We start from the raw sequence: 14581 nt of genomic DNA on the forward strand, positions 1-14581 counted from the left end.
AAACATATATGTTCATTTCCGCAATTCACTTTTTTGCATTTTTAACGTGATGAATCAAGAATCCCCAAGCAACTATTGCAGCCAGTATATCTGAAAAAGGGCCTGTTAGCCATACACCGTCTAATCCATATATGGAAGAAAGAACCAATATGGCAGGAATCAAAAACAACACCTGCCTGCTCAGGCTTAAAAACATTGCTTTCCACGCAAAGCCAATACTTTGAAAGAACTGGCTAATAACGATCTGCGAACCAACAACCAAAAAGCCCATCAGGTTCAAACGTAAACCATTAGAGGCAATCTTTATCAACTCAGGATCCAAGGTAAAGCCCTTCACTATTATTGACGGAAACAACTCGCAGCACAACCAGCCCGAAGTAGTAATACATGTGGCCGTAATAATAGCTAAACGTAACGTATCATGAACACGCTGGTGCAGTCCGGCACCATAATTGAAGCCCACAATCGGTTGTGTTCCCTGGGCTATACCGATAATCAGCATAACCAACAACATACCTACGCTATTGATAATACCGACAGCTCCTATCGCCAAATCTCCACCTTCACGTAACAATGCATTATTAAGAAATACACTGACCATACTTCCTGCCAATTGCATAGCAAAAGGAGAAACTCCTATTGTCAATATAATCCAGACGGTTTTCCAGTCCAGTGCCATGTACTTCTTCCGGAAACGAATCAGGCTCTCTTTACTCAAAAAATGGCTTAATACGAATGCCGCACTGATAGCCATAGAAATAACGGTGGCAATTGCAGCTCCGCGAATCCCCAGATCAAATACAAAAATAAAAACCGGATCTAAAATTACGTTCAGCACAGCTCCCAGTAACATATAGAACATGGCTTTCTTGGGATAGCCCGATGCACGCATCACTGCATTAAAGCTAAAGCTTAATGAAGCCAGTAAATTAGCCGGAATAGCAATATATAAATAAGCCTCGGCATAAGGAATGGTTTGTTCGCTGCCACCAAACCAAAGCAAAAGGTCTTTTATAAAAATCATAGCCGGCACAATGGTCAGCACACCAAACAGCAAAGTCATGGTCAAGGCATTTCCCAGAACATGCTCAGCTTGCCCAAGTTCTTTCCGTCCCAGAAATATGGAGACCCGCGTAGCAGCCCCTATACCGACCAACATCCCAAAGGCCTGCATAAACAACATTATAGGAAATGTAAGCGTAAGGCCCGAAATTGCCAGAGCTCCCACACCCTGGCCTATAAAAATCCGGTCTACAATATTATACAAAGCATTTACCATCGTACCGATTACGGCAGGGATAGCATAGTGCAATAAGAGCCGGCTTACCTTTTCATGTTCAAGCCGCCACGTAATTTCATTAGTCATATATAATACCTGTTATTTTCTGATTTCGTTGATCAATTCAGCAACACTTCCAGCCTGTTTCTGCATTCCATCCGGCCAGTTTATCATCATGCAGTCCGATGATTTACAATTAATATTTACATATTTCTCATTTACCGGAGCCGGGCGATACCCATTACGTACCAAAGCATTTCCGACCCAATAAGAAGTCTGAAAGTCCCCTTCGACCCCAACCGGGCAAGTTGGCGCTTCTACATTCAACTTTCCTGTAGATGGATCAAATATAATGCCTTCCTTTCCAAAAAAGGTTCCAAAAGCTCCGCTCAAAATCAAATCTTCCGGTGTACCGCACGCCATAGGGCGTCCTTTTTCCTGCAACCAAAGGCAATCTCCCATTTGGATAGCCAGATCCAAATCATGCGTAGATAATAGAATTGTCTTCTTTTGTTCTGTTGCAAGTTTATGAAGTAATACCATCGTCTCTATACGGCTCGTCACATCCAGGAAGGCAGTGGGTTCATCTAATAAAATAACCGGACATTGTTGGGCCAAAGCTTTAGCAATCATTGCCTTTTGCCGTTCTCCATCGCTCAGTTCCGACACATAATTATTCGCTTTATGGGCAATACCGGCAGATTCGAGCGACTGTGAAATTATTTCTTTATCATGAGGTTTCAATTGTCCGAAAAAACCTGTATAAGGATGTCTCCCTAAAGAAACCAACTCATATACAGTGATACCGCCGGCATTCGTTTTCTCTGTAAGCACAACACCGACAGTTAAAGCAAATTTATGTTGGGAATATTCCTCCAACGGTTTACCCATCAAGCGAATAGAACCAGCCAATGGCGGTTGAAAGCCACAAAGCGTACGCAACAAGGTTGACTTGCCTGCCCCATTCAATCCAAGTAGGCATGTAACTTCTCCGGGATGCAGGACTAAATCCAATTGCTCGTGTACCTTTTTTCGCCGCCCGTTCTTCAGCACATATCCAATACTCAGGTTTGTTGTTTCTATTGTTGCATTATCAGCCATATTTAGTTAAAGTATTGGATATTTTTACGATTAATAATCACATAAATGATCACCGGGGCACCCAGCATAGGAGTAACGGCATTCAAGGGAAGTATATTATTACTTCCGGGAATCACCATCAACATATTGCAAAGCAGAGCTACACATGCACCGGAAAGTATTGTTACGGGAACCAGCATCTTATGATTGGAAGTGCCCAGCATTAAACGCGCAATATGAGGAACGGCCAGACCTATAAAAGAAATAGGCCCGCAAAAGGCCGTAGCTGTGGCCGTTAATACACCTGTGCATAATAATATCAAAATACGTGTACGTTTTATCTTTATGCCTAAGTTAGCCGCATATAATTCTCCTAACAAAAGCGCATTAAGCGGTTTTATCAGCAAAATGGCAAATAACAACCCGAACAATGTACAACAACCAAAGAAAGGAAGCTGCTCCAACGATACTCCGGAAAAATTGCCTAATCCCCACATCACAAAAGCATGCACACGGTCGGCCGAAGAATAATAATTCAAAATAGAAATAAACGAAGAGACCAGGTAACCTATCATAATACCGATAATCAGCAACATTACATTATTTTTCACCTTAGAAGAAAAATAGATAATGATTCCAAGAATCACACAAGCCCCCAGAAAAGCCGCAAGAATGACAGCCAGATAGCCATTAATCGGCCAATCGGTTATCTGGCTTAAGGAACCCCCAAAATACAACATAACGGCAGCTACTCCCAGATTTGCGCCATCACTTATACCCAATATAGAAGGTCCTGCCAACGGATTGCGGAAAAGCGTCTGCAATAACAATCCGCTTATAGCCAGCGAAGAACCGGCAAACAAAGCCGTAAAAGCCTGGGGTAAGCGAGATTGTAAGACAATATTTTGCCACGCTATCTTTTCTATATTTTTCCCCAGAAGAATATCCATCACACTATCTACCGGTATGGATACCGCTCCATATACCAAGCTTCCAATAAAAAGAAAAATCAGAATGGTACTTAACAATGGATAATAAATCAACACCTGTCTGTTCATCTCGCAAAAATATAAAGTTTTTTGCGGAAACAGTTGATTTATGGTTTCGAAAGTGCTGTTTCGACCATCCATGCCCACAAATTAGCCATAAGCCTGGCTGCATCTGTGCATAAGTCTGAAGAATTTTAGCCTTCACCAAAGCCTCGTTATCCCCTGCCTGAGGTTCATTTACAAGAACTGCATCTGTAGCGTTCGCCACAATATAAAGCTTCAAAGGTGAAGACGATGATGTCAGTAAAGCATTAAAACTGGTTGTTGTTCCACTGCTTTGAATCGATAATCCGGCAGACCTGTATCTATATTCTCCATCCTGAAATACAGACACTTGTATCTGGCGAATACTGCTTTCGTCGCTAGCTCTGGTTGTTATCGTTTTCGGCAGTATTGTTGATTCCGGTGTCCTGAAACATGATATGCGGAAATAAGCAAACCAATGCCTGTTTCTGTTTCGGAAAATACAACAAACGGGCTGGTGTATTTACTGATTATGATCTTCTTCCGATCCGTTCCCTTTCTTTAATAAATCCATTCCGGTAAGCATATAATAATTTCGTCAAATCGCAGATCTGTTTCTGAAGCTCCATTCCTTTATCCGTATCACGAACCATCTGGCGATGCGAGCTCAGTTCAACAACTATAGTGGTCGATTTAATATCCAGACCTTCTTCTATCGCTTTTGCAGTCGATTCAAACGGTTCGTGTTGAACCAACTGAAAACCACGGGAATGATAAACCAATGTATATCCCGCAATACCTGTTTCCGGATGATAAGCTTTTGAGAAACCACCATCGATAACAAGCATCTTACCATTTGCCTTGATAGGGTTCTCTCCCTGGATGGAGCGAACCGGAACATGTCCGTTTATAATATGTCTGTGCTGTCCGGTTACACCAAACTCATCCAGCAACATATCACATATTTTCTCCTCTTTTCTCAAAACATAATAAGCTCCTTTTTCTTCCTTTTGTATTTCCTTATCTTCCACAAAGCAGCGTTCGAAGGTGGCCATCTGTCCTTTATCAAACAACGGAGAGTCTTTTCCACACCATAAATACCAGATATAATCCATGGCAAACTGCTTCTCGGGTGTATCTTCGGAATCAAAATAAGCCGTGCGGATCAACTGGTCTACTTTATCAAGCAATAATTTACCCTTATATATTTTGCCGTCCACACGTACTTCTTTCAGTGTACCGTCCTCATTTAAAGGCACTGAAGCATGAAACAACAGGTTGGAATTACATACCTGATACATACTACCATGCGTAAAGAAACAGCGCATATGCTTCTTCAATTTTTCGCTACTCTGGAAAGAATGATGGATACGTCGAATCAAATCCTCTTCGTCTACCGAAAGAGCATACGGATCTTTAGGATCGATTGTCGGCCAGTTCTTGTCTTTTAATTCATAGTCTTTACCATTCAGATGAACCGTTCCACGCGATAAATCGATCTTATGCAACAGCATCCGGTCATCCATTTCAAACTCCGGACGACGGCGGATTATTTCGCCTTCCAACTTAAACTGTATGATTGTGATCGCTTTATGCATCTGAGAGATCAGCCGGATTGTTTTTTCGTCAAATACATTATCCGAAAACTTGGTACGAGGCACAAACAACTTACACGGATCATCTCCATATACTTCCATTGCAAATGTGGCCAAAGGCAAAAGATTGATGCCGTAACCATCTTCCAGTGTTGCCAGATTACCATAACGCAACGACATGCGTATCACATTGGCAATACTTCCCAAATTGCCGGCTGCAGCACCCATCCAAAGAATGTCATGGTTGCCCCATTGTATATCGAAGTTATGATAATCACATAACGTATCCATTATAATATGTGCTCCGGGGCCCCGGTCATATATATCGCCCACAATATGCAACAGGTCAATCGTTAGGCGCTGAATCAGGTTGCACATCGCTATGATAAAATCGTTAGCCCGGCCTGTAGATATTATCGTACTGATAATTTTATCTATATAAGCCGATTTATTCGGTTCCATCGACGACTCATGCAATAACTCCTGAATAATATATGAAAACTCCCTCGGCAAAGCTTTACGAACTTTGGAACGGGTATATTTCGAGGAAATATTCCGGCAAACTTTCACCAACTGGTTTAATGCAATAAGATACCAATCGTCCAAATCGGCTTCTTTCGATTTAATCAGTTCCAGTTTTTCTTCCGGATAATAAATAAGGGAACAAAGTTCTTTCTTCTCATAATCCCGCAATGTATTGCTGAATATCTCATTCACTTTACGTTTAACCGCACCGGAAGCGTTTTTCAGCACATGGTTAAAGGCCTGATGTTCGCCATGAATATCCGTCAGGAAATGTTCCGTACCCTTTGGTAAATTCAATATAGCTTCCAGATTAATAATTTCTGTACTGGCCTCTGCCACATTAGGAAAGCTACGCGACAGCAATTGCAGATAACGCAAATCACCTAGCACAACTTCGGGAGTTATCTCTTTATCCATTCTATATACCGAGTTATTTTTAGCAAAGATATAGGTTTTAGCATAAAAAAAAGCATTCGGATGAAATTTAGATTTCATCCGAATGCTTTTGAATTTTCTTCCGGGAGAAACCGAATTTACATGGATTGTCCTCCCTCGCTATTACCGCTATTATTACCTTTCATATCATCATTATTAATACCGCGACGTACTTTCTTAACTCCACCTTTCAGGTTGCCGAAGGTATAAGATATACTTAAACGGAACTCACGGGCGCTCCGCCATACCGTAGAAACATCCTTGAAATTATTTCCAACAGTTGTAGTCTCCATTTTCATCGTTTTCCAGAACGGATTCTGTGCGGCCAAAGAAACAGTCAGTTTCTTTTTCAAGAAATCCTTGCTGACATTCAGGCCTGCAAAATAGAACGGATTATATTTACTCTGCAACTGGATCCATGGACTGAAATAACCGCCGTTTGCATTAATACGGAAATCTTTCGGCAGGTTAAACTGCGTACCCATGAAGATACGGCCGCTTATTCCGTCTTTCTCTATATTCAACGCTTTACTTTCCAGGTCGGTATAGTCCAGGCCGGCATTCATATAAATACGGAACAAAGGAACCGGATTCCAGTTTCCGTATAAAAACAAACCAACTTGCTGGCGCTTACCTACATTGCCATACGTATTCCATAACGCACCATTATACTGCGAACGCGGGTCACTCTTCGGAAAATCGGCAATCATGCTATAACGTTCGATCGCATTATTTACAAACGTGTAGCTCAGACTGGCATTAACACTGAACTTCTGGGCAAACTTGCTATAATTCAAGTTGACACTGTTACTCTTCTCTGAGTCCAGGTTCGGATTCCCCTGGGAAACATTCTGCGGATTTGAATCTTCTATATACGGATTCAAATACCAGATACCCGGACGCTGAATGCGCATATTATACCCTAAACGTAACTGAGTAGACATATCCAACTGGTAAGTTAACGTAGCATTCGGCACCAGATCAAAATAGTTTGCATCGAAGTTCATATCCGGTACTTTTGCAAACTCCGCATTTAAGCTGGTTCCTTCCGCACGAAGACCGGCTTTTGCTCCAAACTTGCTAAATTTCACCTGATAACTCAGATAAGCCGAATATATATGCTGGATATGACGGAACCTGCTATTTTCAGACGATACATCTTCCCAGACATTCAACGAATCGCGATAAACCTGCTCTAGTGTTTCACTCTTACTCTGACGGTTGATATATTTTACACCAGCCTCCAATGTCTGGTCTTTCCACGTCGGTGTTGTATAATCCACCTGTGCCGTATGCTCTACTGTAGATGCTTTATTTTTATTCCACTGCGGATAATCTTTGGCAAGAGGATAATTTTCCACATTCAGTAAGTCTGTATGATTTTCACTATCATCAGGAGATTGGCTAAAACGATATGAAAGTGTCAGCAATTCATCTTTTTTGTGGGTAGAATGCTGAAAGTCCACATTCACATCGGTAGAGCCAAAAGTACCTTCGGTATTACTGTTACGATCATACCAGTAATACTTTTCCATAGAAGCAGATTCAGCTTCCGGCAATCCCGTCATTACTCCTGAAACTTCCGAAAAGCGTTTAGATTTGCCCCGGAACAAGTTTACACCCACACTCAATAAATTCAGCGAATCTATTTCATAACTGCCTTCCAAATTTCCATATTGAAAAGGACCTTTGCGCTTACTGCGGCCTGTTTCTTCAAAGCGGGAATCATAACCGTCTATTTCCAAATCATACCCCGATTTATCACGTAATGCATAAGAATCATTCCATGGAGAATTACGGTTGTTATAACCATAGTTGGCTGTAATACCAAACTTACCGGCTTTCAGTGAGACATAACCTCCACCACCAAAACTGCCTAAGGTACTGGCATTGGCACGGATTGTTCCGGTATAGCCCTGTAAAGCATTCTTTGTCGTAATAATATTAATAATACCACCTACTCCTTCCGCATCATACTTGGCTCCCGGATCGGTTATAACTTCAACATTTTTAATAGAACTGGCCGGCATACTTTTCAATACATCCGATGCATTTTCGCCACTCAACAGATTAGAAGGCTTTCCGTTCATATAAATTTTATAATTGGTAGAACCTTTCAATTGTATTTTATCATCGCCATCCACCGTAATCATCGGAACCTTGCGAAGCATATCCAGGGTATTGTTGGTTTGTGCCTCAGGATCATCCTCCAGGCTATAGGTAAGCTTGTCAACTTCCACTTTTACCAAAGGTTTCTGTGCCGTAACGGTAACTTCGCCCAAACGTTGGTTATCATCTTTCATGTAAAGTTTACCCAAGTTCAGCGGACTATTCTTTTCCGATATGGAAAACGTTTTCTGTGCCGGAGTTTTTCCAACAGATTGCATAGAGATGATGTATTTACCGGCACTTTTCAGCGTAGTCTCAAATTTACCATCAACATCACATGCTAACATCTTAACTGCTTTCTGAGGAGCACTCTGTAAAGCAATATTAAGCGTGGCGTACGGAACTGTTTCGTTCGTTAGCGTGTCCACCACCTGCCCTTTAATAACAAGGGGACTGGTATTATCTACCTGAGCACATAAAGGAAGTGCACTGATTAGCACCAGAAATAAGGATAAAAGTTTTCTATTCATTGATCTAACTATATAATATATACATAATTTACATTTACGATGCTTTCGTAAATGTGGCAAATATAATGTAATAAAAACTTTCTACAGCTAATTTTGTTTTAAAGAAGTCTAAAAAGAAGCATTTAGATACATGACAAACAGTCGATTGTTTTATTTTTGTACAAATTATCAACACATACGGCTTATGAAACGAATGTCGAAACTACTAAAATTATCGGATAATCAAATTCCAATGATGAACAATCCGGTAGGTTATCCTATACGGCAGGTCAAAATGCATCTTTGTAAATAATATATCAGACTATCTGGTAATAATTCTTACTTTTGCCGAAAAATAGACGAGATGCCTACTTTCTTTATCATTATTATAGCATTATACCTATTAGGTAATCTATATATATTCACTTGGGGGAAAAATACGTTAAAAGCCCAATCAACCGGAGTTAAAGTATTACTATCCATCATCTTTTGGGGATGTGCATTATCCTTTTTCTCCAGCTTCCTGTTACGAAACGTAGCTATGCCGGATTTCCTTGCCCACACAATGCAGGAAATAGGAAACGGCTGGTTAGTGTTTACCTTATATATGGTAATACTGTTAGGAATCTGCGATTTGCTACGGCTTTTCCACATCCGGGTACGGGGAGCATTTTATTTAGCAATCGGATTAACACTCAGCCTATTGGGATATGGATATTATAATTATCAACATCCGGATATAAAAGTTATCAACATAATTATCAACAAACCGGTAAACAGTGAGGAAAAGCAATTAAAAGTGGTTACCGTCAGCGATATTCACCTGGGATATGCAACTGACAAAGATATGCTTCAAAAATATGTAAAGTTAATAAACGACCAGAAACCCGACCTTATTTTAATTGGAGGCGACTTGATAGATAATAGTGTAGTTCCTCTGTATTCCGAACAAATGCATGAAGAACTGTCCCGGCTAAATGCGCCTTACGGCATTTATATGGTTCCGGGCAACCATGAATATATAAGCGGTATAACAGAAAGTAAAGCATTTGTTCAGACAACTCCTATCGTATTTCTGCAGGATAGTATTGTCACACTACCCAATGGCATCCAAATTGCAGGAAGAGACGACCGGCATAACAAAAACAGAAAACCGATTGAAGAACTGATTCACACAACCAATCCTACAAAACCGGTTCTTTTGCTGGACCACCAGCCTTACGAATTGGACAAAACAGCTTCCACTAATGTCGATTTGCAATTCAGTGGCCATACACACCGGGGGCAAATATGGCCTATGAACCTTGTTACCGACCATTTGTTTGAATTAAGTTACGGTTACAAACAGATAAAGAATACTCATTTTTATGTTTCCTCCGGTTTATCGCTTTGGGGACCGCCTTTCAGAATCGGAACAGACAGCGAGCTTGTAGTATTCAATATTACATTCAAATAAGAACGACATGAAAGTATTCATCCAGTCTATAGTAGCACAGCTATTACTAAATCCATATATCTTTTGGCGGGGATATCAGGCCATACCAGCCAGGAAAAGTTGGCGGATACCATATACCCTCTTCTTCATAATAGAGCTGGCCGTTTACCTTTTCGGTTTTTTCTTCCGGAATGAACTACCGGACGATCTGATGATTGCCATTCAATATTATTGTAATACATGGTACATCTCGATGATCTATATCACCTTATCTTTATTAACATTGGAAGTCTTGCGACTCTCTAACCATTGGCGGCATTGGTTTCCTAAAATAGTTACAACATACTGGAAACAGACCAAGCTTTCTCTTTTCTTTATCATACTTATAGGCGTTGCTGCTCTTATGTTCCATGCTTACCATAAAGTACAAAATCCGGTTGTAAAGAACGTCTATGTAACATTAGACAAAAAAGCAGGAAATAACCGGGACAGTCTTACTATCGTTATGATGAGCGACCTGCATATCGGTGAAGTAATAGGCAAAAAACTTGTACAAAAATATGTAGCACTCAGCAATGCCCAACATCCGGACATGGTCGTCATTGTGGGTGACGTTATAGACTACGAATCCCGTTTTGCCGAAAAAGCGCATATAGAAGAAGATCTACAACAGTTAAAAGCTCCACTAGGAGTCTACATTGTTTATGGTAACCACGAATATCGAGCCAACCGTAATGCCAAATACCGCTGGCTGAAAAAAACAGGAGCTACATTGCTTATCGATTCTATAGCCATGCCCGATTCTTCGTTCTATCTGATTGGCCGTGATGACAATATAAACAAGAAACGCAAACCTCTGCAGGCACTTATAAAAGGAGTGGATAAAAATAAACCTGTCATTGTCTTAGACCATCAACCCTGGTCGTTTGCAGAAATGGAAATGAATGGAGCCGACCTGGGACTACATGGGCATACACACAACGGCCAACTATGGCCTTATCCTCTCGTATTGAAATTCGTATATGAATGTGCTTACGGTTACTACCGGAAAGGACCGACTCAATTTTACGTATCTTCGGGCATAGGAATAGCCGGTCCTCCTTACCGGGTTGGCACACAATCGGAACTGGTGGTTATACATGTAAAGTTTAAAACATCAAGCAAGTAATTTATTATCCGGGTATAACCCTTGAACCGATGTCGTATAAAGGCAAGTATTGGTTTGAAGTTAAGAACAACAGGCTATTTCTGCCTGACTGCTAAGTCAGCGTAAGGTGACTGATAACTACTTTAACTACTGATTCGTGAACTCATAGTTATGATTCCTGAAACTCATAGTTATGACTTTTGAAAAACATAAAGAGAGAGGGCTGAATAACTTTGATTGTCATTCAGCCCTCTCCGGTATATCGTTATCCGACGGAACAGCTTTTATTTCTCCGCAGGTGTTTCTTTCTCCTTCTCCGGAGCACTCAATGTTTTAGTATATAACTCATGATCGGCAAGAACCTCCAATGCTTTATCCAGGACTTCATCCTCTTTCAGGTTTTGCAGCAACTCGCCTCTCTGATAATAGTAACGCTTTACAATCTCTGCTGCCATCAACTTCTTGATTTCATCCTTGTTACGGTCAAAATCCCTATCAAGATTCGGAGTCAACTGCTCTTCCAACGCTTTAAGAGTGGTAGAGTCGCCATCCAAATAGCCTTCAAACTCTGCTATTTCTTTCAGACTCTTCAATGCTTTTTCACTCTGTCGGTCGTATGTAAAATTCTTCTCCTTTGCATATTGCTTCAGAGCTTCATAATCTTCATCCGTAACCACAAATTCTTCTACTGGTGCAATAGTCTTATGTTTCTGTACCCAATCTGTTATAAAATCAAACAGAACATAGTCTGCCGCCAGATAATACATCAATGAAGGTATTTTCTTTTCTTTCATTTCAAATTCCGGACGAACGCCACCGCCATCACGGACCGGACGGCCTTTGGATGTATAAAACACAGAAGTCAAACTATCAGGAATAGCGTTCACACTACCGTCTTCTTTACGGTGCGTATAGTCTAACTGCTGAATACAACGGCCGCTTGGTATATAATATTTGCTCATAGTCACCTTTAACTTGCCATCATAAGGCAAATCACGGGTAGTCTGAACCAGACCTTTTCCAAAAGAGCGCTGACCAATCAATACGGCACGGTCCAAATCCTGCAAAGAACCCGAAACGATTTCTGATGCCGAAGCCGAGTTGCCATTAATCAAAACAGCCAGAGGCATTACCGTATCCAAAGGCTCGCTCGAAGTACGATAAGTACGATCCCATTGTTTTATCTTGCCTTTCGTAGAGATTACTTCGCTGCCTTTCGGTACAAACAGGCTTACTATCTGAACTGCAGATTCCAATACACCGCCGCCATTATTACGTAAATCGATTATCAGGGATTTGATGTTATGGTTCTTCCGTAAATCTTCAAAAGCAGCCTTCACTTCCTGAGCACTCTTGTCTGTAAAACCTTTCAAGTAGATATAACCTACACTATCATTGCGAACTCCATAATAGGTAACCTGGTCTACAACAACCTGTTTACGCACGATATCGATCTTGCGGGGTTTCTTTTCGCCCGGACGCTGAATGGTTAATGTAATTTTTGTATTGGGAACGCCCTTCAACAATTCGCTTACTTTATCATTCGTAGCTTTAGAGACATCTATCGTATCTATTGCCAAAATACGGTCGCCCGCTTTCAGTCCGGCCAATGCCGCCGGCATTCCTTCAAACGGCTCAACAATAATTACGCCTCCGTCTTTATCACGCTGACGTATATAAGACCCTATACCACCATATTCGCCCGTAGTAATAAGCTTCAATCCTTCCATTTCCTGTTCGGGAATATACTCGGTGTATGGATCCAAGCCACCCAACATCGCATCTATACCGCGGCGAACTGTTTTATCTATATCCACAGAATCTACATAAAACATCTCCATCTCTTTCACAAGAGCATTGAAAATATCAAGATTCTTACTTACTTCAAAACGATTATCATTCTGTGCCTGCCCCGGAAATATACTTCCGGCAATGAGTAGCAAGCTTAGCAATCCTATAATTCTCTTTCGTTGAATCAGTCTACACATAGAATTATTTAGTTAATTAACGATGTAAATGTATGCATAATACAGCGTCTTATGCCAATATTGCTTTTACTTTTAACTTTATTTGTTCCCATTTATCCATCGGTATTTGTGGGCCAACCACATCAATAACATATCCGGCCAGCATAGACCCTATGCGTGCGGATTGTTCCAAAGTTGCCCCAACAGAACAGCCATACAGGAACCCGGCAGCAAAGTTGTCACCGGCTCCCGTTGTATCAAGCGGCTTTCCTCCTTCGGCCGGAACTGTGAAAAACTGTCCTTTACAGCCTACAATAGCGCCTTCTTTACCTAAAGTTACAATAGAAACGTCTACCATTTCGGAAAGTACCTTCACTGCATCACATGCTTTCAGCCCTGTATAAGCTTCAGCCTCCGGTTCGTTTGAAAACAGGATGTCCACATATTTAGGTATAATATCTTCAAGGAAACCTTTAAAGGCATTTACAATATTAAAATTAGACAAGTCCAAAGCGACCTTTAAACCTAGCTTTTTTGCCTTTTGCATAGTGGTGCGAACCAAAGGTTCATTCACTAACAAATAGCCTTCTATATATATACATTGATATCCGGAAAGTATTTCTTCACTGATTTCGTCGGGAGTAATAGTTGCTGCCGGGCCAAGAAACGTACCCATAGTACGTTCGCCATCAGAAGATATCAGAACAGTACAACTGCCGGACACACCGTCTACCTTAATAAAGTATGGAGTTACACCGGCTTCTTCCAATGCCTTTTCATAAAATTTACCTACGGAGTCTGAACCGATTTTACCAATAAAACCAGTCTTTGCATCCAAAAAGGCCATGGCACGCATAGTATTGCAAACCGAACCGCCGGGAGCCTGGCTTCTTTCCAAGTGTTCCTGAGCCTTACGAATAGCAAGCATTTGTTGCTGATCTATCATATCCATCGCTCCCTTCTTAATTCCTATTTCACTGAGTACATTATCATTATCTAATTTCAACAGTACATCTACCAATGCATTTCCTAAACCGATCGTATTCATTTTTTCATTTTTTTCTGCAAATATATTGCATATTTCAAAAACATCCTCTACTTTTGCAGTGCAATTTCAGAAGGGGTATAAGTTATACTCCGGAAGATGCAACAAAATTCTTCCTTAGCTCAGTTGGTTAGAGCATCTGACTGTTAATCAGAGGGTCCTTGGTTCAAGTCCAAGAGGAAGAGCTCAAAAAGACATCGGGAAAGACTGAAAAACATATTCTTCCTTAGCTCAGTTGGTTAGAGCATCTGACTGTTAATCAGAGGGTCCTTGGTTCAAGTCCAAGAGGAAGAGCTCAAAAAGACATCGGGAAAGACTGAAAGACATATTTTCTTCCTTAGCTCAGTTGGTTAGAGCATCTGACTGTTAATCAGAGGGTCCTTGGTTCAAGTCCAAGAGGAAGAGCTTTAGAAAAAGAGATACTTCATTCGGGGTATCTCTT

9 protein-coding genes and 3 tRNA genes are annotated in these 14581 nt (G+C 41.0%); 5 read left to right on the forward strand and 7 right to left on the reverse strand.

Annotation, left to right across the window (positions count from 1 at the left end; all coding sequences use genetic code 11):
* Nucleotides 1-25: 25 nt before the first annotated feature.
* From ACYIB7_RS13170 to ACYIB7_RS13190, 5 genes are all read right to left on the reverse strand, one after another.
* Complete coding sequence (locus ACYIB7_RS13170; protein ID WP_103982664.1) at nt 26-1366, reverse strand: MATE family efflux transporter; 1341 nt, start codon at nt 1364-1366, stop codon at nt 26-28.
* Nucleotides 1367-1378: 12 nt separating this feature from the next.
* Nucleotides 1379-2380, reverse strand: a complete 1002-nt coding sequence (locus tag ACYIB7_RS13175; RefSeq protein ID WP_480337370.1) for an ABC transporter ATP-binding protein — start codon at nt 2378-2380, stop codon at nt 1379-1381.
* Between the two features lie 2 nt (nt 2381-2382).
* Nucleotides 2383-3417, reverse strand: coding sequence for an iron chelate uptake ABC transporter family permease subunit (locus ACYIB7_RS13180; RefSeq protein ID WP_480337372.1), 1035 nt, complete (start codon nt 3415-3417; stop codon nt 2383-2385).
* Nucleotides 3418-3902: 485 nt separating this feature from the next.
* On the reverse strand, nt 3903-5909 hold the full coding sequence (locus tag ACYIB7_RS13185) for a fructose-1,6-bisphosphatase (protein WP_480338480.1): 2007 nt from the start codon (nt 5907-5909) through the stop codon (nt 3903-3905).
* Between the two features lie 116 nt (nt 5910-6025).
* Nucleotides 6026-8566 carry a TonB-dependent receptor gene (locus ACYIB7_RS13190; protein WP_480337374.1) on the reverse strand — a complete coding sequence of 847 codons (2541 nt, stop codon included), beginning with the start codon at nt 8564-8566 and terminating at the stop codon, nt 6026-6028.
* 343 nt (nt 8567-8909) lie between these two features.
* Here ACYIB7_RS13190 and ACYIB7_RS13195 point away from each other — a divergent pair, with 343 nt between their 5' ends.
* Both ACYIB7_RS13195 and ACYIB7_RS13200 read left to right on the forward strand, forming a co-directional pair.
* Complete coding sequence (locus ACYIB7_RS13195; RefSeq protein WP_103982669.1) at nt 8910-10001, forward strand: metallophosphoesterase; 1092 nt, start codon at nt 8910-8912, stop codon at nt 9999-10001.
* A 7-nt stretch (nt 10002-10008) separates the two neighbouring features.
* Entirely contained in the window at nt 10009-11148 is a 1140-nt protein-coding gene (locus ACYIB7_RS13200) for a metallophosphoesterase (protein WP_103982670.1), read from the forward strand.
* A gap of 263 nt (nt 11149-11411) precedes the next feature.
* Here the strand turns inward: ACYIB7_RS13200 and ACYIB7_RS13205 are convergent, their stop codons facing one another.
* Together ACYIB7_RS13205 and ACYIB7_RS13210 are read right to left on the reverse strand one after the other, a co-directional pair.
* Nucleotides 11412-13115 (reverse strand): S41 family peptidase, encoded by a 1704-nt coding sequence (locus ACYIB7_RS13205; RefSeq protein WP_103982671.1) that lies wholly within the window; start codon nt 13113-13115, stop codon nt 11412-11414.
* Nucleotides 13116-13164: 49 nt separating this feature from the next.
* Nucleotides 13165-14142, reverse strand: coding sequence for an adenosine kinase (locus ACYIB7_RS13210; protein WP_103982672.1), 978 nt, complete (start codon nt 14140-14142; stop codon nt 13165-13167).
* A gap of 108 nt (nt 14143-14250) precedes the next feature.
* Here ACYIB7_RS13210 and ACYIB7_RS13215 point away from each other — a divergent pair.
* The 3 genes from ACYIB7_RS13215 (at nt 14251) to ACYIB7_RS13225 (ending at nt 14544) form a co-directional block, all read left to right on the forward strand.
* Nucleotides 14251-14324: transfer RNA gene (locus ACYIB7_RS13215), tRNA-Asn, on the forward strand.
* Nucleotides 14325-14359: 35 nt separating this feature from the next.
* Nucleotides 14360-14433 (forward strand) — tRNA-Asn (locus ACYIB7_RS13220).
* 37 nt (nt 14434-14470) lie between these two features.
* A tRNA-Asn gene (locus ACYIB7_RS13225) sits at nt 14471-14544 on the forward strand.
* Nucleotides 14545-14581 lie beyond the last annotated feature (37 nt).

It is taken from the genome of Parabacteroides sp. KHUB-03, from assembly GCF_056640975.1.

Coding starts and splice junctions, on each gene's coding strand:
- ACYIB7_RS13170 (WP_103982664.1), bottom strand. CDS start 1,366: ATGACTAATGAAATTACGTGGCGGCTTGAACATGAAAAGGTAAGCCGG.
- ACYIB7_RS13175 (WP_480337370.1), bottom strand. CDS start 2,380: ATGGCTGATAATGCAACAATAGAAACAACAAACCTGAGTATTGGATAT.
- ACYIB7_RS13180 (WP_480337372.1), bottom strand. CDS start 3,417: ATGAACAGACAGGTGTTGATTTATTATCCATTGTTAAGTACCATTCTG.
- ACYIB7_RS13185 (WP_480338480.1), bottom strand. CDS start 5,909: ATGGATAAAGAGATAACTCCCGAAGTTGTGCTAGGTGATTTGCGTTAT.
- ACYIB7_RS13190 (WP_480337374.1), bottom strand. CDS start 8,566: ATGAATAGAAAACTTTTATCCTTATTTCTGGTGCTAATCAGTGCACTT.
- ACYIB7_RS13195 (WP_103982669.1), top strand. CDS start 8,910: ATGCCTACTTTCTTTATCATTATTATAGCATTATACCTATTAGGTAAT.
- ACYIB7_RS13200 (WP_103982670.1), top strand. CDS start 10,009: ATGAAAGTATTCATCCAGTCTATAGTAGCACAGCTATTACTAAATCCA.
- ACYIB7_RS13205 (WP_103982671.1), bottom strand. CDS start 13,115: ATGTGTAGACTGATTCAACGAAAGAGAATTATAGGATTGCTAAGCTTG.
- ACYIB7_RS13210 (WP_103982672.1), bottom strand. CDS start 14,142: ATGAATACGATCGGTTTAGGAAATGCATTGGTAGATGTACTGTTGAAA.